The following is a 20,146-nucleotide window of genomic DNA, read 5'->3' as shown; positions in this document are numbered from 1 at the left end:
CGAGGACCGCCGGACCTCGTCGGACCGCCGACCCGCGATGGTTCCGGCGCGTGCTGYGCTCACAGTCACCCCCACGAGTGGACGTCGGGCCCCGAAACAACGCCCCCAAGTTAACGACCGCTAACCTCGTCGTCAAGGCAGACGGCGGCGGGGACCGTCGGGCAGACGGCCGATCCCCGTTGCCGTTGCCGGACCTTCACCCCTTCACCGACATTCACCCCTTCACCGACATTCACCCACGACCGAGACCAAGACCAGGATCCGGCGATCCGAAATACACCGGTTGCTCCCCGGTGGCTAACTTTAGCGATGCCTGACCGGTGGCGTCCGACCGGGACGGTCCGGCCACCCGACGGCACCGCGCAGGGCGCGGCGCCGTCGGGCCGGCGGGACTACCCGGCCCGCTCCCGGCCAGGCGGGCCCGAATCGGGAGTACGGCGCGCAGCCGTCACAGGTACATGCCGTGGCGGGCGTCCGTGGTGGTGGGCCGCGGCAGGCCCCGGCCGTCCCGCAGGGCGAACAGCTCCGCCAGCGTCATGCTCGACCGGACTCCCTCCGCGGAGCCCAGCCAGGACACCGCCTCGGTGTGTGGCAGGGCTCCCACCTCGATCTGGGCAAGACAGCGGCCGGGACGGACAACCGCGGGATGCATGCGCAGCAGATCCTCGTTCGTGGTCAGGGCGACCAACACCTCGCGGCCCTGCCCGACCAGACCATCGGTGAGGTTCAGCAGTCGAGAGAGCTGCTGGCCAGCCGCACCCCGGCCGTCCCCACGGATCAGGTCGTCGCAGTCCTCGATCACCAGCAGCCGCCACCGGTGGGCGGGTGGCTCGCCCATGCGGTCGGTCGCCGCGGCCTGGGCACCATGACTGTCCGCATCCCCGGACCCGGCATCGCCGCTGTCCGCATCCCCGGCCCACGCGATCCCGCCGTCGGTACCCCCGCCGTCGGTACCCCCGCCGTCGGTACCCCCGCCGTCGGTACCCCCGCCGTCGGCGCCGCGGGCGTCGGCGCTCTCCCCCTCCGGGTCCCCGTCGTCGTCGAAGCCGATCGCGACCTCCATCAGGTAGGCGGGATCGGCGAACAGCGCCTCGGGATCCAGGACGCAGTCGACCTGGCACCAGGATCGCCATTCGTTCGCCAGGGCCCGCAGCACGGTCGTCTTCCCGGTTCCCGCCGGACCATGCAGGAGGATCAGGCGGCCGACCACGTTGTCCCGGCGAACCGCCATGAGCCGGTCGAGCGGGCCCACGGCGGCCGACGCGTAGTTGGCGCGGATCGAAGCCCACGTCGTGGTGGCCGTCCGGCGGCTGGTCCGGATCRGACCACGTTGACTGGACAGATACCAGAAACCCATGTTGACGGCGTTGTCCGCACCGCTCTCGGCGACGGACGAGCGGAGCACGTCCTCGATCACCACCCGGGCGAGCTGTTCGCTCACCGCGGTGACGGTCACCTCACCACCCCCGCCGCGCCAGCGCACGGCTCGCACTGTCCAGCCCTCGCCGACCGCGAGACGTGAATCGCGGGACTCCTCGACAACCGCGCGCAGGACCCTTGCCCCTGACGGCAGCAGCGTGGCTCCCGGCCGGAGCCGGTCGACCCGGGCACTGCGGGCCCAGGGCTGCTCACCGGTTGTGAAAGGAGCCAGGGCGAGTGCGTCGACGACGTCGTAGGGCGTGTCCGAGTCGTCCAGGCCGACAACGAAAGGGAGCTTCATCCCTCCGCTCAGTGACTCGGAGACCATCCAGGACTTAGGCAGCGACGCCTTCTGATGTGGAACTGACACCTGTCCGATGGTCCCGGACAACTCAGCGCCCGGCCATCCCGTTGCGCGATTTACTCGGGCACATCGCGGGGGCCGTACACCGCCMGCGACCTGTCGCGTGCCTCCATCAGGGCCGATCCGAGGACGTTGCGGCCCGGCCAACCTCCCGGGGAATCTCCCGGCCCCACCAGCGGCGCGCCTACCTTAAGTAATCCATCAGCCACTCCAAGCTTCTTCCTGGGAGGTGGTCAGGATGCTAGGAGGGCTACTCATCCACCGTCGGCGCCGAAAGTCGGCGCAGCCGGAGCCGGACGACCATGCCGGCACCGGGGCCGGTACCGGGGCCGGTAAGGGCGACGGTGACGCGAGGAAGCCCGGTGAAACGGGAACCGGTGCCACGGGAACCAGCGCCACGACGAGCGGGGGCGCCCGGCTGGGCCGGGGTCCGTTCGACGCGGTGGACGCGCCCGATGACGGCCGGGCGCGAGCGGATTTCGGAGCTCTCGTGGTGCCGCGGGTGAACGGCACCCGGATCCGGGTCTCGGCCTCCGGGCCGATGCCCACCCTGGCCGCGATGGACGGGACATCCGTCCTGGAGCTGTCCGTCCTCGCCGCCCCGCGCAGCGGCGGCCTGTGGGCGTCGATCCACGAGGACCTGGTGCTCTCGGCACCGGAGGACACGGAATGGAACGACGAGGACGGGCCCTACGGCCCCGAGCTGCGCATGCCGCTCGACACGGCCGTCGGCCGCCTGCCCGCCCGCATCTTCGGCATCGAGGGGCCGCGGTGGATCCTCTGTGCGGTCATCACCGGTGCGGCCGCGGTCGACGTGACGGCGGCGCCGCTGCTGGAGGAGGTACTGGACGGGCTCGTCGTCGTCCGGGGGGACGCGGCGATGCCGGTGCGCGAGCCCATCCCCTTCGAACGTCCCGACAGATTCGACCGTCCCGACCGTCCCGACCGAACAACCGACACCGCCGCGGCCATTCCGGAGCAACCCCCGGAACGCAGGATCATGACGCTGGCGCTGCGGGGCGCCAACCGCGAGGCCCCCCCACCCGCGGCGTCGTGACCCGGCCCGTCCACCACCGGCCCGGCTCAGGCCCGTGGGGAGTCGGTGTACTCCACGAGGTCGACGAAGATCTGGGCTGCGGCCTGGTAGAGATCGGTCCGGAGATGTTCATGGGCAGCACGCGGAGCTATCCGGTCGACGGTCTTCAGCCCAACGCCGGAAGCAGACGTGCAACGGCGGCCGTTCAGAAATCGTCTGTAAACGGATTTATCAAGCCTGTTCACCATGCGGGAAGGATGGCGCGGTTCGGGTCGCCCGGGCCGGTCACCATCGGACCGGGGCTCCCCCGGAGAGCACCCGGCACGACGGGCGGAGGTGCGGAGTGTCGGCCACGCTAGCGCTGGGTCTGCTGCTGCAGGGGCTCGCCTTGGTCGTGGTGGTTCGCGGTCGGGGCCGGCACGCCGTGTCCAGTCTCGGGCTGATGTTCGTCGGTGCCGCCATCGTCTACCACGGGGTGACGGAGGTCCTGCAGGTCCTGGTGCCGTCCTACAGTGACAACCGGCTGTTGACCACGGAGTCCGACGTCGCGGCCTACACCGTTCTGGTCGGGTTCTCCCTGCTCGCGTTCGCTTTCGGTTATCGCTTCGCGACCCCGCGCACGCCGCCRTCCACCGGTTTCCGCCGGGAGGAAGTCTTGGACTTCTTCGACTGGCGGGTCCTGACTCCGCTGGCCCTGGCTGCGGTGGCCGTGACAGCGGTCGGCAGGAACACCTCGCCCGGCCACGCGGACCCCTCGACGGTCACCGGCAGYCCCTACCTCGTCAGCGGCTTCGCGACGCAGTTCCTGGTCGTCGGCCTCGCCCTGGGAAGCTTCGCCGTGCTCGTGCGGACGAAGGGCCGCGGATTCCTCCCGGTGCTCGGCGTCCAGTGTACGTTGCACACACTGGCGGGGCAGCGGCTGCCGGTGGCGATAGCCGCGGGCGCGGTGATCTACCTACTGTCCATCGTCGGGATTCCCATACGCCGACGGCAGCTCGTCTCGGTCGTCGCGCTCGTGGTTCTGGCCTACGTCGTCATCTACGGGGCACGCGCGGACGCGGGCCGGCAGGTGTTMGGGTACAGCGTGGGTCCMGGGCAGCGCCTGCAGGCCCTGGCCTCCGGTCTGACCCATCTGGAAGGCGGGATAAACCCGGGCGAGGTGGGAGACCTCGGGGTCCGCCTGGACGGGAACTCCTACCCGTCGATAATCCTGCGACGGCTCCGCGACGGTTCTCCGCCCATCGGTCCGGTAACCCTGTGGAACGACGTCAACATCGCCGTCCCGCGTTTTCTCAATCCCGACAAACTGAATTCCGACCTGGAGTCGCGTTCCCTCAAGACGCGCCTGTCCGACACCTACGGGATCACCAACGCGTTCGACCGCCTGCCCACCCAGCTCGGTGAGCTGCTGCCCATCGGCGGTCCGCCGTGGATGGTGACCCTCGCGGCTCTGGCAGGATTCGTCCTCGTCCGACTGGAGTACGCGCTGCGCGAATGTCGCCATCCAGCGGCTCTCCTGGGCCTGCTGGCGCTGGTGGCCGCGATCCTGCAGTACGAAGGCGGGATCGCGCTCTACACAATCAACGGCCGCGGTGTCCTGGCCATCGCGGCCGGACTGTTCGTGTGGCGGAAACGACGGATCTTCCGGCCCGCGACGGTTCGGGGGCTGACCACCCTACCGCCGCTGTACACCGGCACCCCGGCCACCGTCGCGCGGGCCGGCTCCGACGAGGACGGCACACCGACCAACCCGTCGCAGCCCGGCCCGTCGCCGGGTGACCCGGTGCGGACCGAGCCGGCGTCCGCTGGCAGGGACGAGGCCGCGGCGCAGGTCACGGCCTGCGGCCACGGCCCACGCCGCAACCGGTGAGGGGGTGGCGGCGCGGCGGCCGCGGTCTCTCTGACGTTCCGGAGGGCGGTGTCCGGCTTCCCGTCAGTGCGCGAGCAGCCGGATCGCGACGCCCAGCGACGCCCGTGCCGGAGCGTCCCCGAGGGGGCTCGCCGCCGCCGGCGTCCTGCTAGCGTGCCCGGTTGTGCCCAGCAGCATGCGCCGAGCGTCCGCCGCCCCCGCCGCCGAGCTGCCCGGAGACGTCCAGCTGCCCGGAGACAACCGGCGGGGGCCGGCGTGACCGTGCACTTCATCGGGGCCGGACCGGGCGCCGCCGACCTCATCACCGTCCGCGGCCGGAATCTGATCGCATCCTGCCCGGTCTGCCTGTACGCCGGCAGTCTCGTCCCGGTCGAGCTGCTGGCACACTGCCCGCCCGGGGCCCGTCTCGTCGACACCGCCCGGATGCCGTTGGACGACATCGTCGCGGAGCTGGTCGCGGCCGACGCCGCCGGTCACGACGTCGCCCGCCTGCACTCCGGCGACCCGTCGCTCTACAGCGCCGTCGCCGAGCAGATGCGCCGGCTCGACGCGGCCGGGATCGCCTACGACGTGACGCCGGGTGTCCCCGCCTTCGCCGCGGCGGCGGCGTCGCTGCGCCGGGAGCTGACGGTTCCCGGCGTCGCCCAGAGCGTGGTGCTGACCCGCACGGCCGTGCTGTCCAGTCCCATGCCGCCCGGCGAGGACCTCGCCACCCTCGGCCGGTCGGGGGCGACCCTCGTGCTGCACCTGGCCGTGCACCGTATCGAGACGCTCGTCGCCGAGCTCGTGCCGAACTACGGTACGGACTGCCCGGCAGCCGTCGTCGCCTGGGCCAGCCGGGCCGACGAGATCGTGTTGCGCGRCACGCTCGCCGACATCGCCGGTCGGGCGCGGGCCGCGGGGCTCACCAGGACGGCCGTGATCATCGTGGGTCGCGCCCTGGCCGCGGAGGGTTTCCGGGACAGCTACCTGTACTCCCGGGAACGCTTCGGACCGGACGGATGCGTGTCGTCCGTTCCCCCGGCCTCCCCGGTTTCCCAGGCCTCCCCGGCAAACGCCGCGCCGTGTGGCCCGGATCCCGCCCCTCGGGCTCGGTGACCGGGCGCCCCCGGGGCTCGGTGACCGGGGCACGCCGCCTGCTGCTGCTCGGCGGAACCGGGGAGGCGCGCCGCCTGGCGACCAGGCTCGGCTCCCCGGATCCCGCCGGCACGGAACGCATCGAGATCGTCTACTCGTTGGCCGGTCGAGTCCGCGAGCCTGCGCTGCCACCGTCTTGCCAAATCCGGATCGGCGGCTTCGGCGGGGCGGCGGGCCTGGCCGACTACCTGCGGGCCGAACGGATCGATGCGGTGGTCGACGCGACCCACCCGTTCGCCGCGACGATGACCACGCACGCCGCACAGGCCGCGCGCGCCACCGGCGTTCCGCTGCTCGTCCTGCGCCGGTCGARCTGGCGCGAGCAGCCCGGCGACGACTGGCGCCGGGTCCCGTCGCTGGCCGGCGCGGTCGCCCTGCTCGACCGGTTCGTCCTACCCGGACCGCGCCCGCATTCCGATCCAGCCCCACGGGTGTTCCTGACCACCGGGCGAACCGACCTCGCCCTGTTCGCCGGCCTGCACCGGCCCTGGTTCCTGGCCCGGTCGGTCGAGCCGCCGACCGGCCCGGTACCGCCACGACTGACCGTCATCCTCGATCGTGGGCCGTTCGACGTCGCCGGGGAGACCGCCCTGCTGCGCCGGCACCGCGTCGACGTCCTCGTGACCAAGAACAGTGGCGGAACGATGACCGCGGCGAAGCTCGCCGCCGCCCGGGACCTCGGTCTGCCGGTCGTCATGGTCGACCGCCCGCCGCTGCCACCCGGGGTGGCCGCGGTCGACGATGTCGACGCCGCCGTGGCCTGGGTCGCACCACCATGGCCCAGGTGACCGGGGCCCAGGTGACCGGGGCCCAGGTGACCGGAGGCTAGGTGACCGGAGGCTAGGTGACCGGGTAACGACGTGGGGTGAACACGAGGTCCCGGCCGGGGCCACGGCGCACCACCCGGGTCGTCGACGAGCCGATGAGCAGCAGGCAGCGCATGTCGACCTCGGCCGGGTCGAACGCACCGAGGCTCGTCACGGTGATKCTCTCGGTGGGACCGCCGACATCCCGGCCGATAACCACCACCGTGTCCGAGGGGCGGTGTTCGAGCAGCACCTCGTGGGCCCGCTCCAGCTGATGGCGACGGGTACGGGAAGCCGGGTTGTACAGCGCCAGGACGAAGTCGCCCGCGGCCGCCGCCCGCAGCCGCCGCTCGATGACCTCCCACGGCTTGAGTCGGTCGGACAGCGACAGCACGCAGAAGTCGTGGCCGAGTGGCGCCCCGACCCGGCTCGCCACCGCCTGCGCGGCGGTCAGCCCGGGCACGACCCGCACCTCGACGCCCGCGAACCGCTCCGCCGCCGCGGCCTCGACGACGGCCGTGGCCATCGCGAAGACCCCGGGATCACCGGAGGAGACCACGGCGACGTTCGCGCCGCCGGCCGCCAGTTCGAGGGCGAGCTCGGCGCGCTCGGCCTCGACGGTGTTCCCCGAGGCGTGCCGGCGCTGGCGTGGATCGACCGGCACCCGGTCGAGGTAGGGGCCGTAGCCGATGAGGTCGTCGGCGGCGGCCAGCGCCTCGGCGGCCTGCGGCGTCAACCAGCCCGCGGCGCCCGGTCCGAGGCCCACCACGACGACCTCCCCCGCGCCGGGCGTGCCGCCGGTACCAACGGCGCCAGCCTTACCAACGGTGGGCGCCGTTGGTACCCAGCCCGCCTGCGACGCGCGCAGCGGCGCCGGATCGTCCGGCCCCCGGACCGGGCTCGGCAGTACCGCGAGCGAGAAGTACGGCACCGTGGCCGGGTCTACCGCACCGAGCGGGGCGATGCGCTGGCCGGAGGTGGTGGCCCGTTCCACGTACCAGGTGTCCGCGAGACGTCCCGCGGCGGTGAAGGCGTCCCGGACCCCCGGGAAGGTCCGTCCCATCTTGAGCACGACGGCGGTGTCCGTGCCGGCGATACGCTCGGCGAGGACCGTCGGCGGCAGCGTGCCCGGCAGCACGGTGAGGACTTCGTTGCCCTCGACCAGCGGCCGGCCGAGCACCGCGCACCCCGCCGACAGGGACGTCACCCCCGGCACGACCTCGGTCGGGTACCGGTCGGCGAGGCGCCGGTGCAGGTGGATGAACGAGCCGTAGAAGAACGGGTCACCCTCGCTGAGGACCACGACGTCCCGGCCGGCGTCGAGGTGGACGGCCAGCCGCTTGGCRCAGTCCTCGTAGAACTCGTCGATCGCGCCGCGGTAGCCACCGGGGTGGGAGGTCGTCTCGGTGGTGACCGGGTAGACCAGCGCCTCCTCGATCTGGTCGCCGCGCAGCTGGCTCGCGGCGACCGACCGGGCGATGCTGCGGCCGTGCCGGGCGCTGTGGTAGGCGATCACGTCGGCGTCACGGATCAGGCGGGCCGCCTTGAGGGTGACGAGCTCGGGATCCCCCGGTCCAACCCCGACTCCCCACAGCCGGCCCTTCGACGGCACCATTAATCCTCCTCGCTCGCGATCGCGTTGACCGCGGCGACCGCCATCGCGCTGCCGCCCCGCCGACCGTGCACGACGAGATACTCCAACCGGGCCGGATCATCCACGAGGGCCTGCTTGGACTCCGCGGCGCCGATGAACCCCACGGGCACGCCGAGCACCGCCGCCGGTCGCCCGGCTCCGGCCGCGACGAGTTCCAGCAGGCGGAACAGCGCTGTCGGAGCGTTCCCGACCGCCACCACGGAGCCGGCGAGTCGATCCGCCCACAGATCCACCGCCGCGGCGCTGCGGGTGGTGCCCAGCCGCTCGGCGAGCCGCGGCACCCGGGGATCACCGAGCAGGCAGAGAATCTCGTTCGCGGCGGGCAGCCGACGGCGGGTCACACCGGCCGCCACCATCTGCGCGTCACAGAGCACCGGGGCGCCGGCCAGCAACGCCGCGCGCGCCGCCGCGACCACGCCGGGGGTGAAAGCGAGATCGTCGACGAGATCCACCATTCCACAGGAGTGGATCATGCGGACCGCGACCCGGGCGACGTCACCGGGCAGTCGATCGAGACGCGCCTCGGCCCGGATCGTCGCGAACGACCGACGGTAGATCTCCGCGCCGTCGCGAACGTAGGCGTAACGTTGCACACCGCTCATGTCTGATGCGCCGTTCATGCCAGCCTCCTCGCCGACCTGACGGCCGCGGCCAGGTCCCGGTGACCGTCGACGGGGCTCGACGACACGACCGTCGCCTCACCGCCATCCGCTCCGACGGATGCGACGGCGGCGGCTCCGAGACCCGTCCGACGGATCCGGTAGCCGGACCCGGTCGCCACAACCTCCACCACCCGTCCTCCCGGTTGCCCGCAGCGCCGCTCGCAACCCGACCAGTGCACCGGCGCGAGGGCCGGGCCAACCGGGACGGGTGGGAGGGCTCGCGGCCTCCCGGCCGGGTGCGTCGGCGCCGACGGGTCGTCAGCTCGGATCCGCACGGACACCGCCGCGTCGCGGCGGACATCCGCCAACGCCCGGGCGCATCCCGGCCGACCGGCACAGCTCGTCACGCCGACCCAGGATGATGCCGGATCGACGACCAGGCCCGCGTCCGCCGCCGCCCTCGACCACCGGGTAGCCTCGRCCGGGTCGAGATCGCGGAGCACGACGGACCGCCACGGCGTCACAACCAGGACGCCGTCTTCGGCATCGCCCGCTCCGCCAGCACCGTCACCACCACCGGCCGCCGCGGCGGCGGTGAGCAGGTCGAGCTGGTCGGCGCTCAGCCGCCCCAGGGGGACGAGCACGGTCAACGCCCGGCGGCCATCACGCTGCGGATGCGGACCGGGCCACGCGCCGGCCCGAACGGTGGCGCTCCCAGCAGCCTGAGCGATTCCAGCGGCCTGGACGATCCCAACGACCCCGGCCTCGGTCGCGGCAGCCGCGAGCAGGCCGTCCTGTCCGCCCGGTCCGCCCGGCAACTCGGCGATCCGCCAGGCCATCGCGGCGGTGCCCGCCGCGGCGCGGGCCTCGATGAAGGCCCGCGTCGCGGCGAGGAGCGCGGGTACGGCGACGTGGACGGGCAACCGCAGCGCGCGGGTCGCGCCCGCGACGGCCAGCAGCATCTCCCCGGAAGGCAGGGCACGCAGCGCGAGGTCCGCGGGCAGCCCGGCCAGGTCCCCGCTGCCGTCGTCGACGGCGAACAGCAGCCGGCCGGGCAGCGCGGCGAGAGCCGGATCCGCGCACAGCCGGCGGTCCAGCTCGGCGACGACCGGCGCGATGTCCCGGCAGCCGGCCTCGCCGCGTCCGGACAGCGGCGAGCCCACGATGTTGCGGACCCGCTCGTGCGTCGTCGAGGGCAGCAGGCCAACCGCGCTCACCCGGGCGGCGAGCTCCTCGGCCGTGCCGTCGGCCAGGCCGCGTAGCTGCACGTTCGCCCGGGAGGTGAGCTCAAGGTGGCCGTCGGCGAACTCCCGCGCGCAGCCGGCGAGGGTCTTCGCCGCGGCGGCGGTCAGCCGGCCCCCGGGCAGCCGCAGCCGCGCGAGCGCGCCGTCCGCGGCCGGATGCGTCGTCAGCACACCGGGGCAGGCGTCGCGGACACGCTCCCGCGGACTGGTGGGCACCGGCGGAGCATACGTGCCGGACTCGGGCGATGCCGGTTGATCGTTTCTTTGTCACGACGACAGCGGAGTGCTTGACAACACCGCCCACCTCTCTGCGATCGTGACGGGGCCACGAGCGGCGAACGGCGAGGAAGTCCGGTGCGAATCCGGTGCGAATCCGGTGCGGTCCCGCCACCGTCACCGGGGAGTGCGCCCCAGGYACGGCCACCGACGCGGGGCGTGGACCCCCGGGAAAGGCATCACCATGTCGCCTGTGCAGACTCCTCCCACCGATCCGTCCGACGACCCTTCCGACGATCCGTCGACCGCGTTCGCCCGCGAAGCCGGGGAGACACCAGGAGCCGGGGAGACGGAGGTTGACGCGGTCGTCCTGCTGCTGTCGACGTCCGACACCGACCTACTCTCCGCGCGGGCGAGCGGAGCCAGCTACCGCCTCGCCAACCCGGCCCGGCTCTCCGTCGCCGATCTCCCGGCGCTGACCAGCGGTGCCGATGCGGTCGTGGTGCGCATCCTCGGCGGCCGGCGGACCTGGGAGGAGGGGCTCGACACGCTGCTCGCCGGCCCGCGCCCGGTGGTCGTGCTCGGTGGCGAACAGACCCCGGACGCGGAGCTCATGGCCGTCTCCACGGTGCCCGGCGGCATCTGTGCCGAGGCACACGCCTACCTAACCCAGGGCGGTCCGGCCAACCTCGGCGAGCTGCACCGATTCCTCGCCGACACCCTGCTACTGTCCGGTACCGGATTCGCCCCACCGGTGACCATCCCGGCCTGGGGGGTGCTCGACCGGGCCGCGGACGCATCAGCCACCCCGGACGCATCAGCCACCCCGGACGCATCAGCCAGCCGGGACGTCCCGGACGTCCTCGCGGGGAACGCGGTGCGGCCGGTCGCGGTGCGGCCGGTCATCGGTGTCCTGTACTACCGCGCGCACCACGTCGCCGGGAACATCGCGTTCGTCGAGGCACTCTGTGCCGCGGTCGAGCGTGCCGGCGGGGATCCGCTGCCGGTGTACTGCGCGTCGCTGCGCGCCGCCGAACCCGAGTTGCTCGCCACCCTCGGGCGGGCGGACGCGCTGATCGTCACCGTGCTCGCCGCGGGTGGCAGCCAGCCGGCGCACTCCTGCGCCGGAGGCGACGACGAGGCGTGGGACGTCGGCGCGCTGGCCGCGCTGGACATCCCGATCCTGCAGGGACTGTGCCTGACCAGCGGCCGGGCGACGTGGGCGGAGTCGGACGACGGGCTGTCCCCGCTGGACGCGGCGACACAGGTGGCGATCCCCGAGTTCGACGGGCGCCTGATCACCGTGCCGTTCTCCTTCAAGGAGATCGATGCGGATGGGCTGACAAGCTACGTCGCCGACACCGAACGCGCCGACCGGGTGGCCGGCATCGCCGTCGCGCACGGCCGGCTGCGGCACGTCCCACCGGCCGAACGCCGGGTGGCGCTCATGCTCTCGGCCTACCCGACGAAGCACTCCCGGATCGGCAACGCGGTGGGCCTCGACACCCCGGCGAGCGTCGTGCGCCTGCTGCGGGCGATGCGCGCGGCTGGATACGACATCGGGCCCGACGACGGCCCGGACGCGCTGCCGGGGGTCACGGCCGAGGACGGTGACGCCCTGATCCACGCGATCATCGCCGCGGGCGGGCAGGATCCGGCCTGGCTGACCGAGGAGCAGCTCGCCGGCAACCCGGTCCGGATCAGCGCGGCGCGGTACCGGGCGTGGTTCGACACCCTGCCCGCCGACCTGCGGGAGAGCGTCGAACGGCATTGGGGGCCCGCGCCCGGCGAGCTGTACGTCGACCGGTCCGCGAATCCGGACGGGGAGATCGTGCTCGCCGCGCTGCAGGCCGGCAACATCGTGCTGTTGGTCCAGCCGCCACGCGGCTTCGGGGAGAACCCGGTCGCCATTTATCACGATCCCGGCCTGCCGCCGAGCCACCACTACCTCGCCGCCTACCGGTGGCTCGCCGGCGGCTCCGGCGGCTCCGATAGTTCCGGCGGCTTCGGCGCGCACGCCGTCGTCCATCTGGGTAAGCACGGGACGCTGGAGTGGCTGCCCGGCAAGACCGTGGGCATGTCCGCGTCCTGTCCGACCGACGCGGCGATCGGCAACCTGCCGTTGATCTACCCGTTCCTCGTCAACGACCCGGGCGAGGGCACGCAGGCGAAGCGCCGGGCGCACGCGACCCTGGTCGATCACCTGGTTCCGCCGATGGCCCGCGCGGAGAGCTACGGCGACCTGGCCCGCCTGGAACAGCTGCTCGACGAGCACGCCACCATCGCCGCCATGGATCCGGCGAAGCTGCCGGCCATCCGGGCGCAGATCTGGACGCTGATCCAGGCCGCCCGGCTCGATCACGACCTGGGACTGACCGACCGGCCGCACGACGCCGAGTTCGACGACTTCCTGCTGCACGTCGACGGGTGGCTGTGCGAGGTGAAGGACGCGCAGATCCGCGACGGCCTGCACGTGCTCGGCGAAGCACCGACCGGCGRGGCGCGGATCAACCTGGTGCTCGCGATGCTGCGGGCCCGGCAGATGTGGGGCGGGCGCGTCACCCTGCCGGGGCTGCGGGAGGCCCTCGGGCTCGTCGAGGACGACCGGGCGGCCCGCGGCACGGTCGACGCCGCCGAGGCGACGGCGCTCGCCCTGGTAACGGCGATGGAGGAACGCGCCTGGGACCCGTCGGCCGCATCCGACGTGGTGACGACCGTCCTCGTCCCCCCTCCCTCGCCAGCGACCATCCCCTTGCCCCCCTTGCCTATCCAGAGGGATAAACCGGACACAAAAGCCTCTGGAAAGGCAAGGAAAGTCCACGGCCCGGCAGGCATGGACGCGGACGCGGAGACCGACCCGGTCCGGGAGACGGTGGCGGCCGTGCTGCGGTTCGCCGCCACGGAGATCGTGCCGCGGCTCGCCCGGACCACCGACGAGGTCACCGCCGTGCTGCACGCCCTCGACGGCGGCTACGTCTCGGCCGGTCCCAGCGGCTCGCCGCTGCGGGGTCTGGTCAACGTGCTGCCCACCGGGCGGAACTTCTACTCGGTCGACCCGAAGGCCATCCCCAGCCGGCTCGCCTGGGAGACGGGCCAGGCAATGGCGACCTCCCTGCTCGATCGGTACCGGGCCGACACCGGCACCTGGCCCGAGTCGGTGGGCCTGTCCGCCTGGGGAACCAGCGCGATGCGCACCTCCGGCGACGACGTGGCCGAGGTGCTCGCCCTACTCGGCATCCGTCCGACCTGGGACGAAGCGTCGCGGCGGGTCAGCGGGCTCGAACCGATCGACCTCGCCGAGCTCGGCCGGCCCCGCATCGACGTCACCGTGCGCATCAGCGGCTTCTTCCGGGACGCGTTCCCGTACGTGGTGGCGATGCTCGACGACGCGGTCCGGCTCGCCGCMGGCCTCGACGAGACCGACGAGGACAACTTCGTGCGCGCCCATGCCCGTGCGGACCTCGCCGGGCACGGCGACGAACGGCGGGCCACCCTGCGTATCTTCGGCTCCCGGCCGGGGGCGTACGGCGCCGGGCTGCTGCCTCTGATCGACAGCCGGAACTGGCGCGATGACGCCGACCTCGCCGAGGTATACGCGACGTGGGGCGGCTACGCCTACGGCCGCGGGGTCGACGGCACCCCCGCCCGGGAGGACATGGAGTCGGCCTACCGGCGGATCGCCATCGCCGCGAAGAACGTCGACACCCGCGAGCACGACATCGCCGACTCCGACGACTACTTCCAGTACCACGGCGGCATGGTCGCAACCGTACGCGCGCTGACCGGCCGGGCGCCGGCTGCCTACATTGGCGACAGCACCCGGCCGGAGGCGGTCCGCACCCGAACGCTGTCCGAGGAGACCTCCCGGGTCTTCCGCGCCCGGGTGGTGAACCCGCGGTGGCTCGCGGCGATGCGCCGGCACGGCTACAAGGGGGCGTTCGAGATGGCCGCCACCGTCGACTACCTGTTCGGCTACGATGCCACCGCCGGCGTGGTCGCGGACTGGATGTACGAACGGCTCGCCACAACCTACGCACTGGACCCGGAGAACCAGAAGTTCTTCGCCGAGTCCAACCCCTGGGCGCTGCACGGCATCACCGAACGGCTGCTGGAGGCCGCGGCGCGCGGCCTGTGGGAGCACCCGGAGGCTGCGACCCTCGACGCGCTGCAGGAGCTGTACCTGCGTACCGAGGGCGACCTGGAGGACGGTCCCACCGGCGACGCCTGAGATCGCCGGGTCCGGCCGGTCCGGCCAAGTCGCAGGGCAGCAGGGCCGGCGGGCAGCAGGGCCGGCGGAGGACAGGTGGCGGGCCACCTCACGCGTCACGGCTCCCGTTCTCACGGCTCCCCCGCCACCATCGGGGAATCGGGCGGCGCGGCACCCGCCACCGCGGCGGACTCGACCGGGCCTCGCTATCCGTTGACGGATGACATGTCGGGATAGCGGGGGCCCGCCACGCCCGCCCCCGCCGCACCCAACCGCTCCGCCTCGGCGGCCGTCAACGTGATGCTGGTGGCTGCGACGTTGTACTCCAGGTAGCGGCGCCGCTTCGTGCCGGGGATCGGCACGACGTCGTCGCCCTGGTGGTGCACCCACGCCAGCGCGAGCTGCGCGGGGGTCACGTTCTTCTCCGCGGCAAGCTTCTCGATCTCGGCGAGCACGGCGAGGTTGGCGTCGAAGTTGTCGCCGTGCATCCGCGGCAGGTGCTGGCGGAAGTCGTCGGCGGCGAAGTCCGCGGCCGAGCGGAAGGTGCCGGTCAGGAAGCCACGCCCGAGCGGGCTGTAGGAGATGAACCCGATGCCGAGTTCCCGCAGGGTCGGCAGGATCTCGGCCTCCGGCTCGCGGGACCAGATCGAGTACTCGGTCTGCAGGGCCGTGATCAGGGCGACGGCGTGGGCACGACGGATGGTGGCCGGCGCCGCCTCCGAGAGCCCGAGGTAGCGCACCTTGCCGGCGCTGACCAACTCGGCCATCGCGCCGACGGTATCCTCGATCGGCGTCTTCGGGTCGACCCGGTGCTGGTAGTACAGGTCGATGTGGTCRACGCCGAGGCGACGCAGGGATGCGTCGCAGGCCGAGCGCACGTACTCCGGACGGCCGTTGATCCCCCGCGCCGTCGGGTCGGCGGGGTCACGGATGATGCCGAACTTGGTGGCCAGCACCACCTCGTCCCGGCGGCCGGCGATCGCCCGCCCCACGAGTTCCTCGTTGCGGTACGGGCCGTACATGTCCGCCGTGTCCAGCAGCGTCACCCCGAGGTCGAGCGCCCGGTGGATGGTGGCGACCGACTCGGCGTCGTCGCCAGCGCCGTAGAACTCCGACATTCCCATGCAGCCCAGACCCTGGACGGAGACCTCCAGGCCCTGGCTTCCTAGTGCGACCCTGCRCATCAGCGGACGACCCTCTCCTGGTAGATGTCCTGATAAATGCTGATTTTGACGTTGATGGCGGTGAGGTTGCGCTGCACCTCGTCGAGGCGCGCCAGGACCCGGCGGCGATGCTCGGTCAGCAGGGCGAGACGCTCCGCCTCGTTCCCCTCCCCGGCGCGCACCAGTTCGGCGTAGCGCGCCATCTCCCGGATCGGCATGCCGGTGAGCCGCAGCTTGGTCAGGAACGTGACCCAGCGGACGTCCTCGACGGTGTAGCGCCGATGGCTCGACGAGGCACGGGCGACCGGGTCCCGCATCAGCCCCGCCCGCTCGTAGTACCGCAGCGTGTGCGCGCTGACTCCGGTGGCCGCGGCGGCCTCGGCGATCGTGAGGGTCCCGGCGGCCTCTGGTGCACCCCCCGGACCGACCGCGAACGGATCAACGGACCGGTCGCATCCATCCGGGCGGACCGCCGGGTCCAACCGCGCGCACCAGCCCTGATCCGGCTCCGCCACCATGGCCGGAGACGGCGTCACGGCCGGAGACGGCGTCACGGCCGGAGACGGCGTCACGGCCGGAGACGGCGTCACGGCCGGAGGGGAAGACGTCACCGTGAGCGCCTCGATCGTGGCCATACGAAGACGTTAGGACTTGGAGTGCGCACGAAGTCAACGCGGCCCGCGGAAACTCGCTGTTCCGGATTCGCCGAATGCGTCATCGCGAACGGAGCGGGATGCGGCCGGCGGGACGGCATCCCAGCCGGCATCCCCGCCGTCGGGTTATCGCCGGGCACCGACCGGTAGCGGCCTCGTCTTGAGAGATCGCCACGAGCGATCCGGGTAACCGGGGCCTCCCGCCGCGATCCACCGCGCGAGCGTGCGCGGGTCAGGGGTGGAGCCGGTCAGCTCCCTGATCCGGACGCTCAGGGCCAGCAACGCCTCGGGGTGGTCGAGGTAGAGCCGGCGCTCCAGTCCCCCGGCCCGTCTGGCCAGCACCAGGGCCAGCCCCGCGAACGACTCCGCCCGCCCCGGACGGGCCTGCAGCTCCCGGCGGAACTCCTCGGCCGCGCGGCCGAGGTCTCCGCGCACGTAGAGCAGGTCTCCGAGGGTCGCGTTGACGGGCCAGGCCGCCGGATCGAGCCCGGCAGAACCAGCGAGCCCGGCGAACCGGTCGGGCATGGCGAACCGCAGCGAGGTCAGTGCCTGCCGGGCGTGGCGGTGCGGGCTGTACGRCTCGGTCTGGGGGACGAGGCGGGACGACGGCGCTACCGGCCGTCCRCAGGGCCGACCGGCAGCCCAGTCCCGCGCCCATCTCTCGATGTGGTCGCGGTCGGGCCGGCGGTTACGCAGCCGCCAGACGACGGCGACGTCGCGCAGCACGGTGGCGGCTGTGGTAGTGGCCGCGATCGGCAGGTCGGCGGCGATCCAGACGTCGATCCTGGCGCCCATGGCCGAGACGAACCGGCGGCCCGCCTCGGTGAGCCCGGCCGCATCCCGCAGCACGGGCAGCACCGCCGAGACCGCGTCCCGGCACCAGGCGAACTCGTACGCCGCGCCCAGATCCGACCCGGCGCCGTCCCGGGCCCACCGCCCCGCCCAGAAGGCCGCGATCTGGGCGAAGGCGAAGGCGCCGTGCAGCAGCGGGGCGAGTGGCCGGGGGTCGGGCCGCCAGGGAGCGTAGTGCACGGAGCCGTCGTGCGGGCCGACCAGGGGCGCAAGATCGCTCAGCATCTCCAGTCTGGTGTGCGCCGCCTCATGCACGACGGTGATGGCAAGCCACAGCGCGTCGGTCGGCGGGCTGACCATCAGCGCGCCGAGCGCGTCGATCACGGTGACGCCGGTGCCGGGCCGGTCCGGGACCTCACGCAACGGGACCAGCGCCGACAGGACCGCGGCGGCCTCCTCCGCCCGCACCCCGTCGTCGCCCGCGAGCACACTCCAGGCGCCGTCGAGCAGGCGCTGCCACCGGGCCGCCGCCTCGTCGCAGCGCGCGGCGACGGGCAGGGGAAGCGTGTCCGCGGCCCGGAACGGGTCGGTGTCCTCCAGCGTCAGTGCGATTCGGTGACCGTCGACAGTGCTCGACAGCATGCGCGCCGGAGTCCAGCCGTCACCACCGGCCGGTCCCCACCCGGCGCTGCCACGCAGCGTCACCCGCCGGTCGGACACGTGCGCGACGCCCCAACCGCTCGTGGCCCCCGACCCGACGACGCCCATCGTGGGGATCGACACCAGCCCGTCGATGATCCGCACCGGCACCCGGCACGGCATCCGGGCCCGCAGGGCGGCGGCCACCGCGATCCCACCCACATAACCGAGGCGGTCGAGGTCGGGTCCGGCCGACCCCTGCCAGCACCGCCGCAGGCTGCCGGCGAGCCAGGTCCCGATCGTCGGGTGCAGGAGCAGGTCGTGGACGGCGTCGCGGGCCCGCCGCTGAGCGTCCCCGAGCACCCGCAGCGCCTCATCTACGCAGGTGCGCGTCGCGTCGTCGAGRTCGGCGTTCTCAAGGCCGCGCAGCAACGCCCACAGCATCAGCATCCGTTTGCTGATCTGACCCCGCAGCAGCTCGCGCAGCGGTGCGGCACCCGGCGACCCGCCCGCCACGGCCTCGATGTCCCTCGGGGTGATCCGATGCCGGGCGACGGGTGGGGAGACCACCCGACGGGCGGATCCGGTAGGACGGACGAGCCGCCGAGAGGCGTGGGTCATGGCGCCACCCGACGTCATGGCGCCACCCGACGTCATGGCGCCACCCGACGTCATGGCGCCACCCGACGTCATGGCGCCACCCGACGTCATGGCGCCACCCGACGTCATGGCGCCACCGGACGCGGGCCGTCCGCCCGAACAGGCGGCGGCCCCGGGCAGACGCGGCGGCTTCGGGGGGTCGGTGCCGTCCGGCATCTCCCCGAAGGATGTGGTCCTGGGCAGGTAGTCGGTCAGGTCCAGATCCCCGCCCAGGGCCAGAGCTACGTCCCCGGGCAGCGGCCTGCCCGGGTAGCCGATCCAGGCGGCGATCCAGCGCTGCCATTCTCCCGAGGGTGGACCCGCGAGGGAGGCAAGCCGGTCGACGTCGACCTCGCAGAGATCCACCAGACCGGACGGCACGGGCATCAGATCGTGGGCCATGAATGTGGGGCCTCCCCACCAACGGGTACGCGTCGGCKCGACGCGGGGACCTGCTCGACGAAGAATACGCGAGGACATCGACAATGATCCCGTCCATCGACGGGATTCGCCTGGCGTCATCCGGCGCCTTTCAACAGCCGTACGAAGCCGTCAGTCGGCGGACGAGCAGCTGGAAGCGGCGGTCGGCTTCGGACACCCGACGCTGATCCAGGGTGACGCCCATCAGGAACTCGTCACGGCTGAGGCGATGAAAGTACAGCGCACCCTTCTCCACGTCGAGAACGGTGCGGGTCAATCGGCGGTTCAGGACCGATCGCAGCAGACCGTCGAGCAGATCGCTCAGGGCGAGGAACTTGGCGGCGACCTTGACGAGACCCTCCCGGCGGGCCTCCCGGCTCAGACCGACGAAGAATTCGTTGAGGTCGTCGTGGTCCATCAGGTCGGCGGCGCTCACCGTGCCGCCGCGCACCAGGGCCATGTACTGGAGGTCACCGGGCTTCAGGACGCTGACGGCCTGGGCCTGGAACTCCTCCTCCCGCGAGTCCCCGGCGGGTGACCAACGCCGTTTGATCAGCGATGCCCAGGGATTGGCGAACACCGGCGCCGACGGCCTCGGCAACGACACGAATGGATGAGAGCCGGTGTCCGGGCTACCGTCGGCGCGGGTGGGCGACGGAAGGAACGTGCCGTCCCCCCGGTGATAGCCGCCGTAGTTGGGGTCGCCGATCCCCCGGGCCGCCCGGATTTCCGTCGCGGTCCGCGAGAGCGTCAGGTCAGCGGACTCGATGGCGTCCGCGCCGAGGGAGACCCCGACGATGTACTGCCCCTCGTCGACGTCGAAGTAGAGCACCGCCCGGTCCTGCGCGGCGAAGACCGTCCGGATTAGCCGCCCGTTGGCGAGAGCGGCCAGCGAGGTGTTCAGCTCCGTCATCCGGTGGTTTAGCTGCCGGCCGATGATCTCGTAGTCCCGGCGGGCCCGTTCCACCGTGCGTGAACCACGGAAACAGTCGGCCAGCCGCGGATGGTGCAGAAGATCGGCCGACACCGTCGGCAATCCGTGGACGTAGTACTCGAGATACTGGGCACCCGTGACAGCCACCGTCCCGCGGAACTTCTGCCGGATGCCGTTGTATTCGTCGCCGACATGCGGCGCGGTGACGATGCGGGGTTCGACAACATCATCAGGAACAGTCACCATCAGCTCATCCTTCTGCCGCTCCCGGCGGGTGGCGGCCGACGCCGGACCGGAAACCCCGGTCCGGGCGGACCGGCCGCCGGCGGATTGCCACTGTGCACTCGTCGC

Annotated in this window: 13 protein-coding genes; 5 read left to right on the top strand and 8 right to left on the bottom strand. The window is 72.6% G+C overall.

Annotation, left to right across the window (positions count from 1 at the left end; all coding sequences use genetic code 11):
* Positions 1-448: 448 nt before the first annotated feature.
* Positions 449-1,789 carry a DUF5925 domain-containing protein gene (locus tag CcI156_RS03460; RefSeq protein WP_083718277.1) on the bottom strand — a complete coding sequence of 447 codons (1,341 nt, stop codon included), beginning with the start codon at positions 1,787-1,789 and terminating at the stop codon, positions 449-451.
* A 232-nt stretch (positions 1,790-2,021) separates the two neighbouring features.
* On the opposite strand from CcI156_RS03460, the gene CcI156_RS03455 reads away from it, so the two are divergent.
* The 4 genes from CcI156_RS03455 to CcI156_RS03435 all read left to right on the top strand — a co-directional run bounded on the left by CcI156_RS03455 (position 2,022) and on the right by CcI156_RS03435 (position 6,614).
* Positions 2,022-2,840, top strand: coding sequence for a DUF3710 domain-containing protein (locus CcI156_RS03455; protein ID WP_023840480.1), 819 nt, complete (start codon positions 2,022-2,024; stop codon positions 2,838-2,840).
* Positions 2,841-3,162: 322 nt separating this feature from the next.
* Entirely contained in the window at positions 3,163-4,689 is a 1,527-nt protein-coding gene (locus CcI156_RS03445; RefSeq protein ID WP_076804260.1) for a hypothetical protein, read from the top strand.
* 255 nt (positions 4,690-4,944) lie between these two features.
* Positions 4,945-5,787 (top strand): precorrin-4 C(11)-methyltransferase, encoded by an 843-nt coding sequence (gene cobM, locus CcI156_RS03440; RefSeq protein WP_076804259.1) that lies wholly within the window; start codon positions 4,945-4,947, stop codon positions 5,785-5,787.
* A 20-nt stretch (positions 5,788-5,807) separates the two neighbouring features.
* Positions 5,808-6,614: a cobalt-precorrin-6A reductase gene (locus tag CcI156_RS03435; RefSeq protein ID WP_076804281.1), complete on the top strand. Its 807-nt coding sequence runs from the start codon at positions 5,808-5,810 to the stop codon at positions 6,612-6,614.
* Positions 6,615-6,666: 52 nt separating this feature from the next.
* Here CcI156_RS03435 and CcI156_RS03430 read toward each other — a convergent pair whose 3' ends face one another.
* From CcI156_RS03430 to CcI156_RS03420, 3 genes are read right to left on the bottom strand one after another with little or no spacing between them, the layout of a single operon-like run.
* Positions 6,667-8,247 (bottom strand): precorrin-2 C(20)-methyltransferase, encoded by a 1,581-nt coding sequence (locus CcI156_RS03430; RefSeq protein ID WP_076804258.1) that lies wholly within the window; start codon positions 8,245-8,247, stop codon positions 6,667-6,669.
* On the bottom strand, positions 8,247-8,906 hold the full coding sequence (locus CcI156_RS03425) for a precorrin-8X methylmutase (RefSeq protein ID WP_023840483.1): 660 nt from the start codon (positions 8,904-8,906) through the stop codon (positions 8,247-8,249). The genes CcI156_RS03430 and CcI156_RS03425 overlap by 1 nt, the downstream gene beginning before the upstream one ends.
* Positions 8,903-10,348, bottom strand: a complete 1,446-nt coding sequence (locus tag CcI156_RS03420) for a nitrite reductase (protein ID WP_076804257.1) — start codon at positions 10,346-10,348, stop codon at positions 8,903-8,905. Before CcI156_RS03420 ends, CcI156_RS03425 begins: the two co-directional genes overlap by 4 nt.
* 244 nt (positions 10,349-10,592) lie before the next feature.
* Here CcI156_RS03420 and cobN point away from each other — a divergent pair, with 244 nt between their 5' ends.
* Positions 10,593-14,576 carry a cobaltochelatase subunit CobN gene (gene cobN, locus CcI156_RS03415; protein WP_217697666.1) on the top strand — a complete coding sequence of 1,328 codons (3,984 nt, stop codon included), beginning with the start codon at positions 10,593-10,595 and terminating at the stop codon, positions 14,574-14,576.
* 185 nt (positions 14,577-14,761) lie between these two features.
* Here the strand turns inward: cobN and CcI156_RS03410 are convergent, their stop codons facing one another.
* From CcI156_RS03410 to CcI156_RS03395, 4 genes are all read right to left on the bottom strand, one after another.
* The gene (locus CcI156_RS03410) at positions 14,762-15,739 is read right to left on the bottom strand and encodes an aldo/keto reductase (protein WP_076804256.1); all 978 of its coding nucleotides are present in this window, start codon (positions 15,737-15,739) and stop codon (positions 14,762-14,764) included.
* Positions 15,739-16,353, bottom strand: coding sequence for a MerR family transcriptional regulator (locus CcI156_RS03405; protein ID WP_232234930.1), 615 nt, complete (start codon positions 16,351-16,353; stop codon positions 15,739-15,741). The genes CcI156_RS03410 and CcI156_RS03405 overlap by 1 nt, the downstream gene beginning before the upstream one ends.
* 144 nt (positions 16,354-16,497) lie before the next feature.
* Positions 16,498-18,843: an HEXXH motif-containing putative peptide modification protein gene (locus tag CcI156_RS03400; protein ID WP_076804255.1), complete on the bottom strand. Its 2,346-nt coding sequence runs from the start codon at positions 18,841-18,843 to the stop codon at positions 16,498-16,500.
* A gap of 130 nt (positions 18,844-18,973) precedes the next feature.
* Complete coding sequence (locus tag CcI156_RS03395) at positions 18,974-20,041, bottom strand: hypothetical protein (RefSeq protein WP_011435953.1); 1,068 nt, start codon at positions 20,039-20,041, stop codon at positions 18,974-18,976.
* Between the last annotated feature and the right edge of the window lie 105 nt (positions 20,042-20,146).

Origin of the sequence: Frankia sp. CcI156 (genome assembly GCF_001983015.1) — a bacterium.
GTDB classification, from domain to species: Bacteria; Actinomycetota; Actinomycetes; order Frankiales; family Frankiaceae; genus Frankia; species Frankia casuarinae.
The sequence above is the reverse complement of the archived record's forward strand: the minus strand, read 5'-3'. Positions and strand labels throughout refer to the sequence as shown.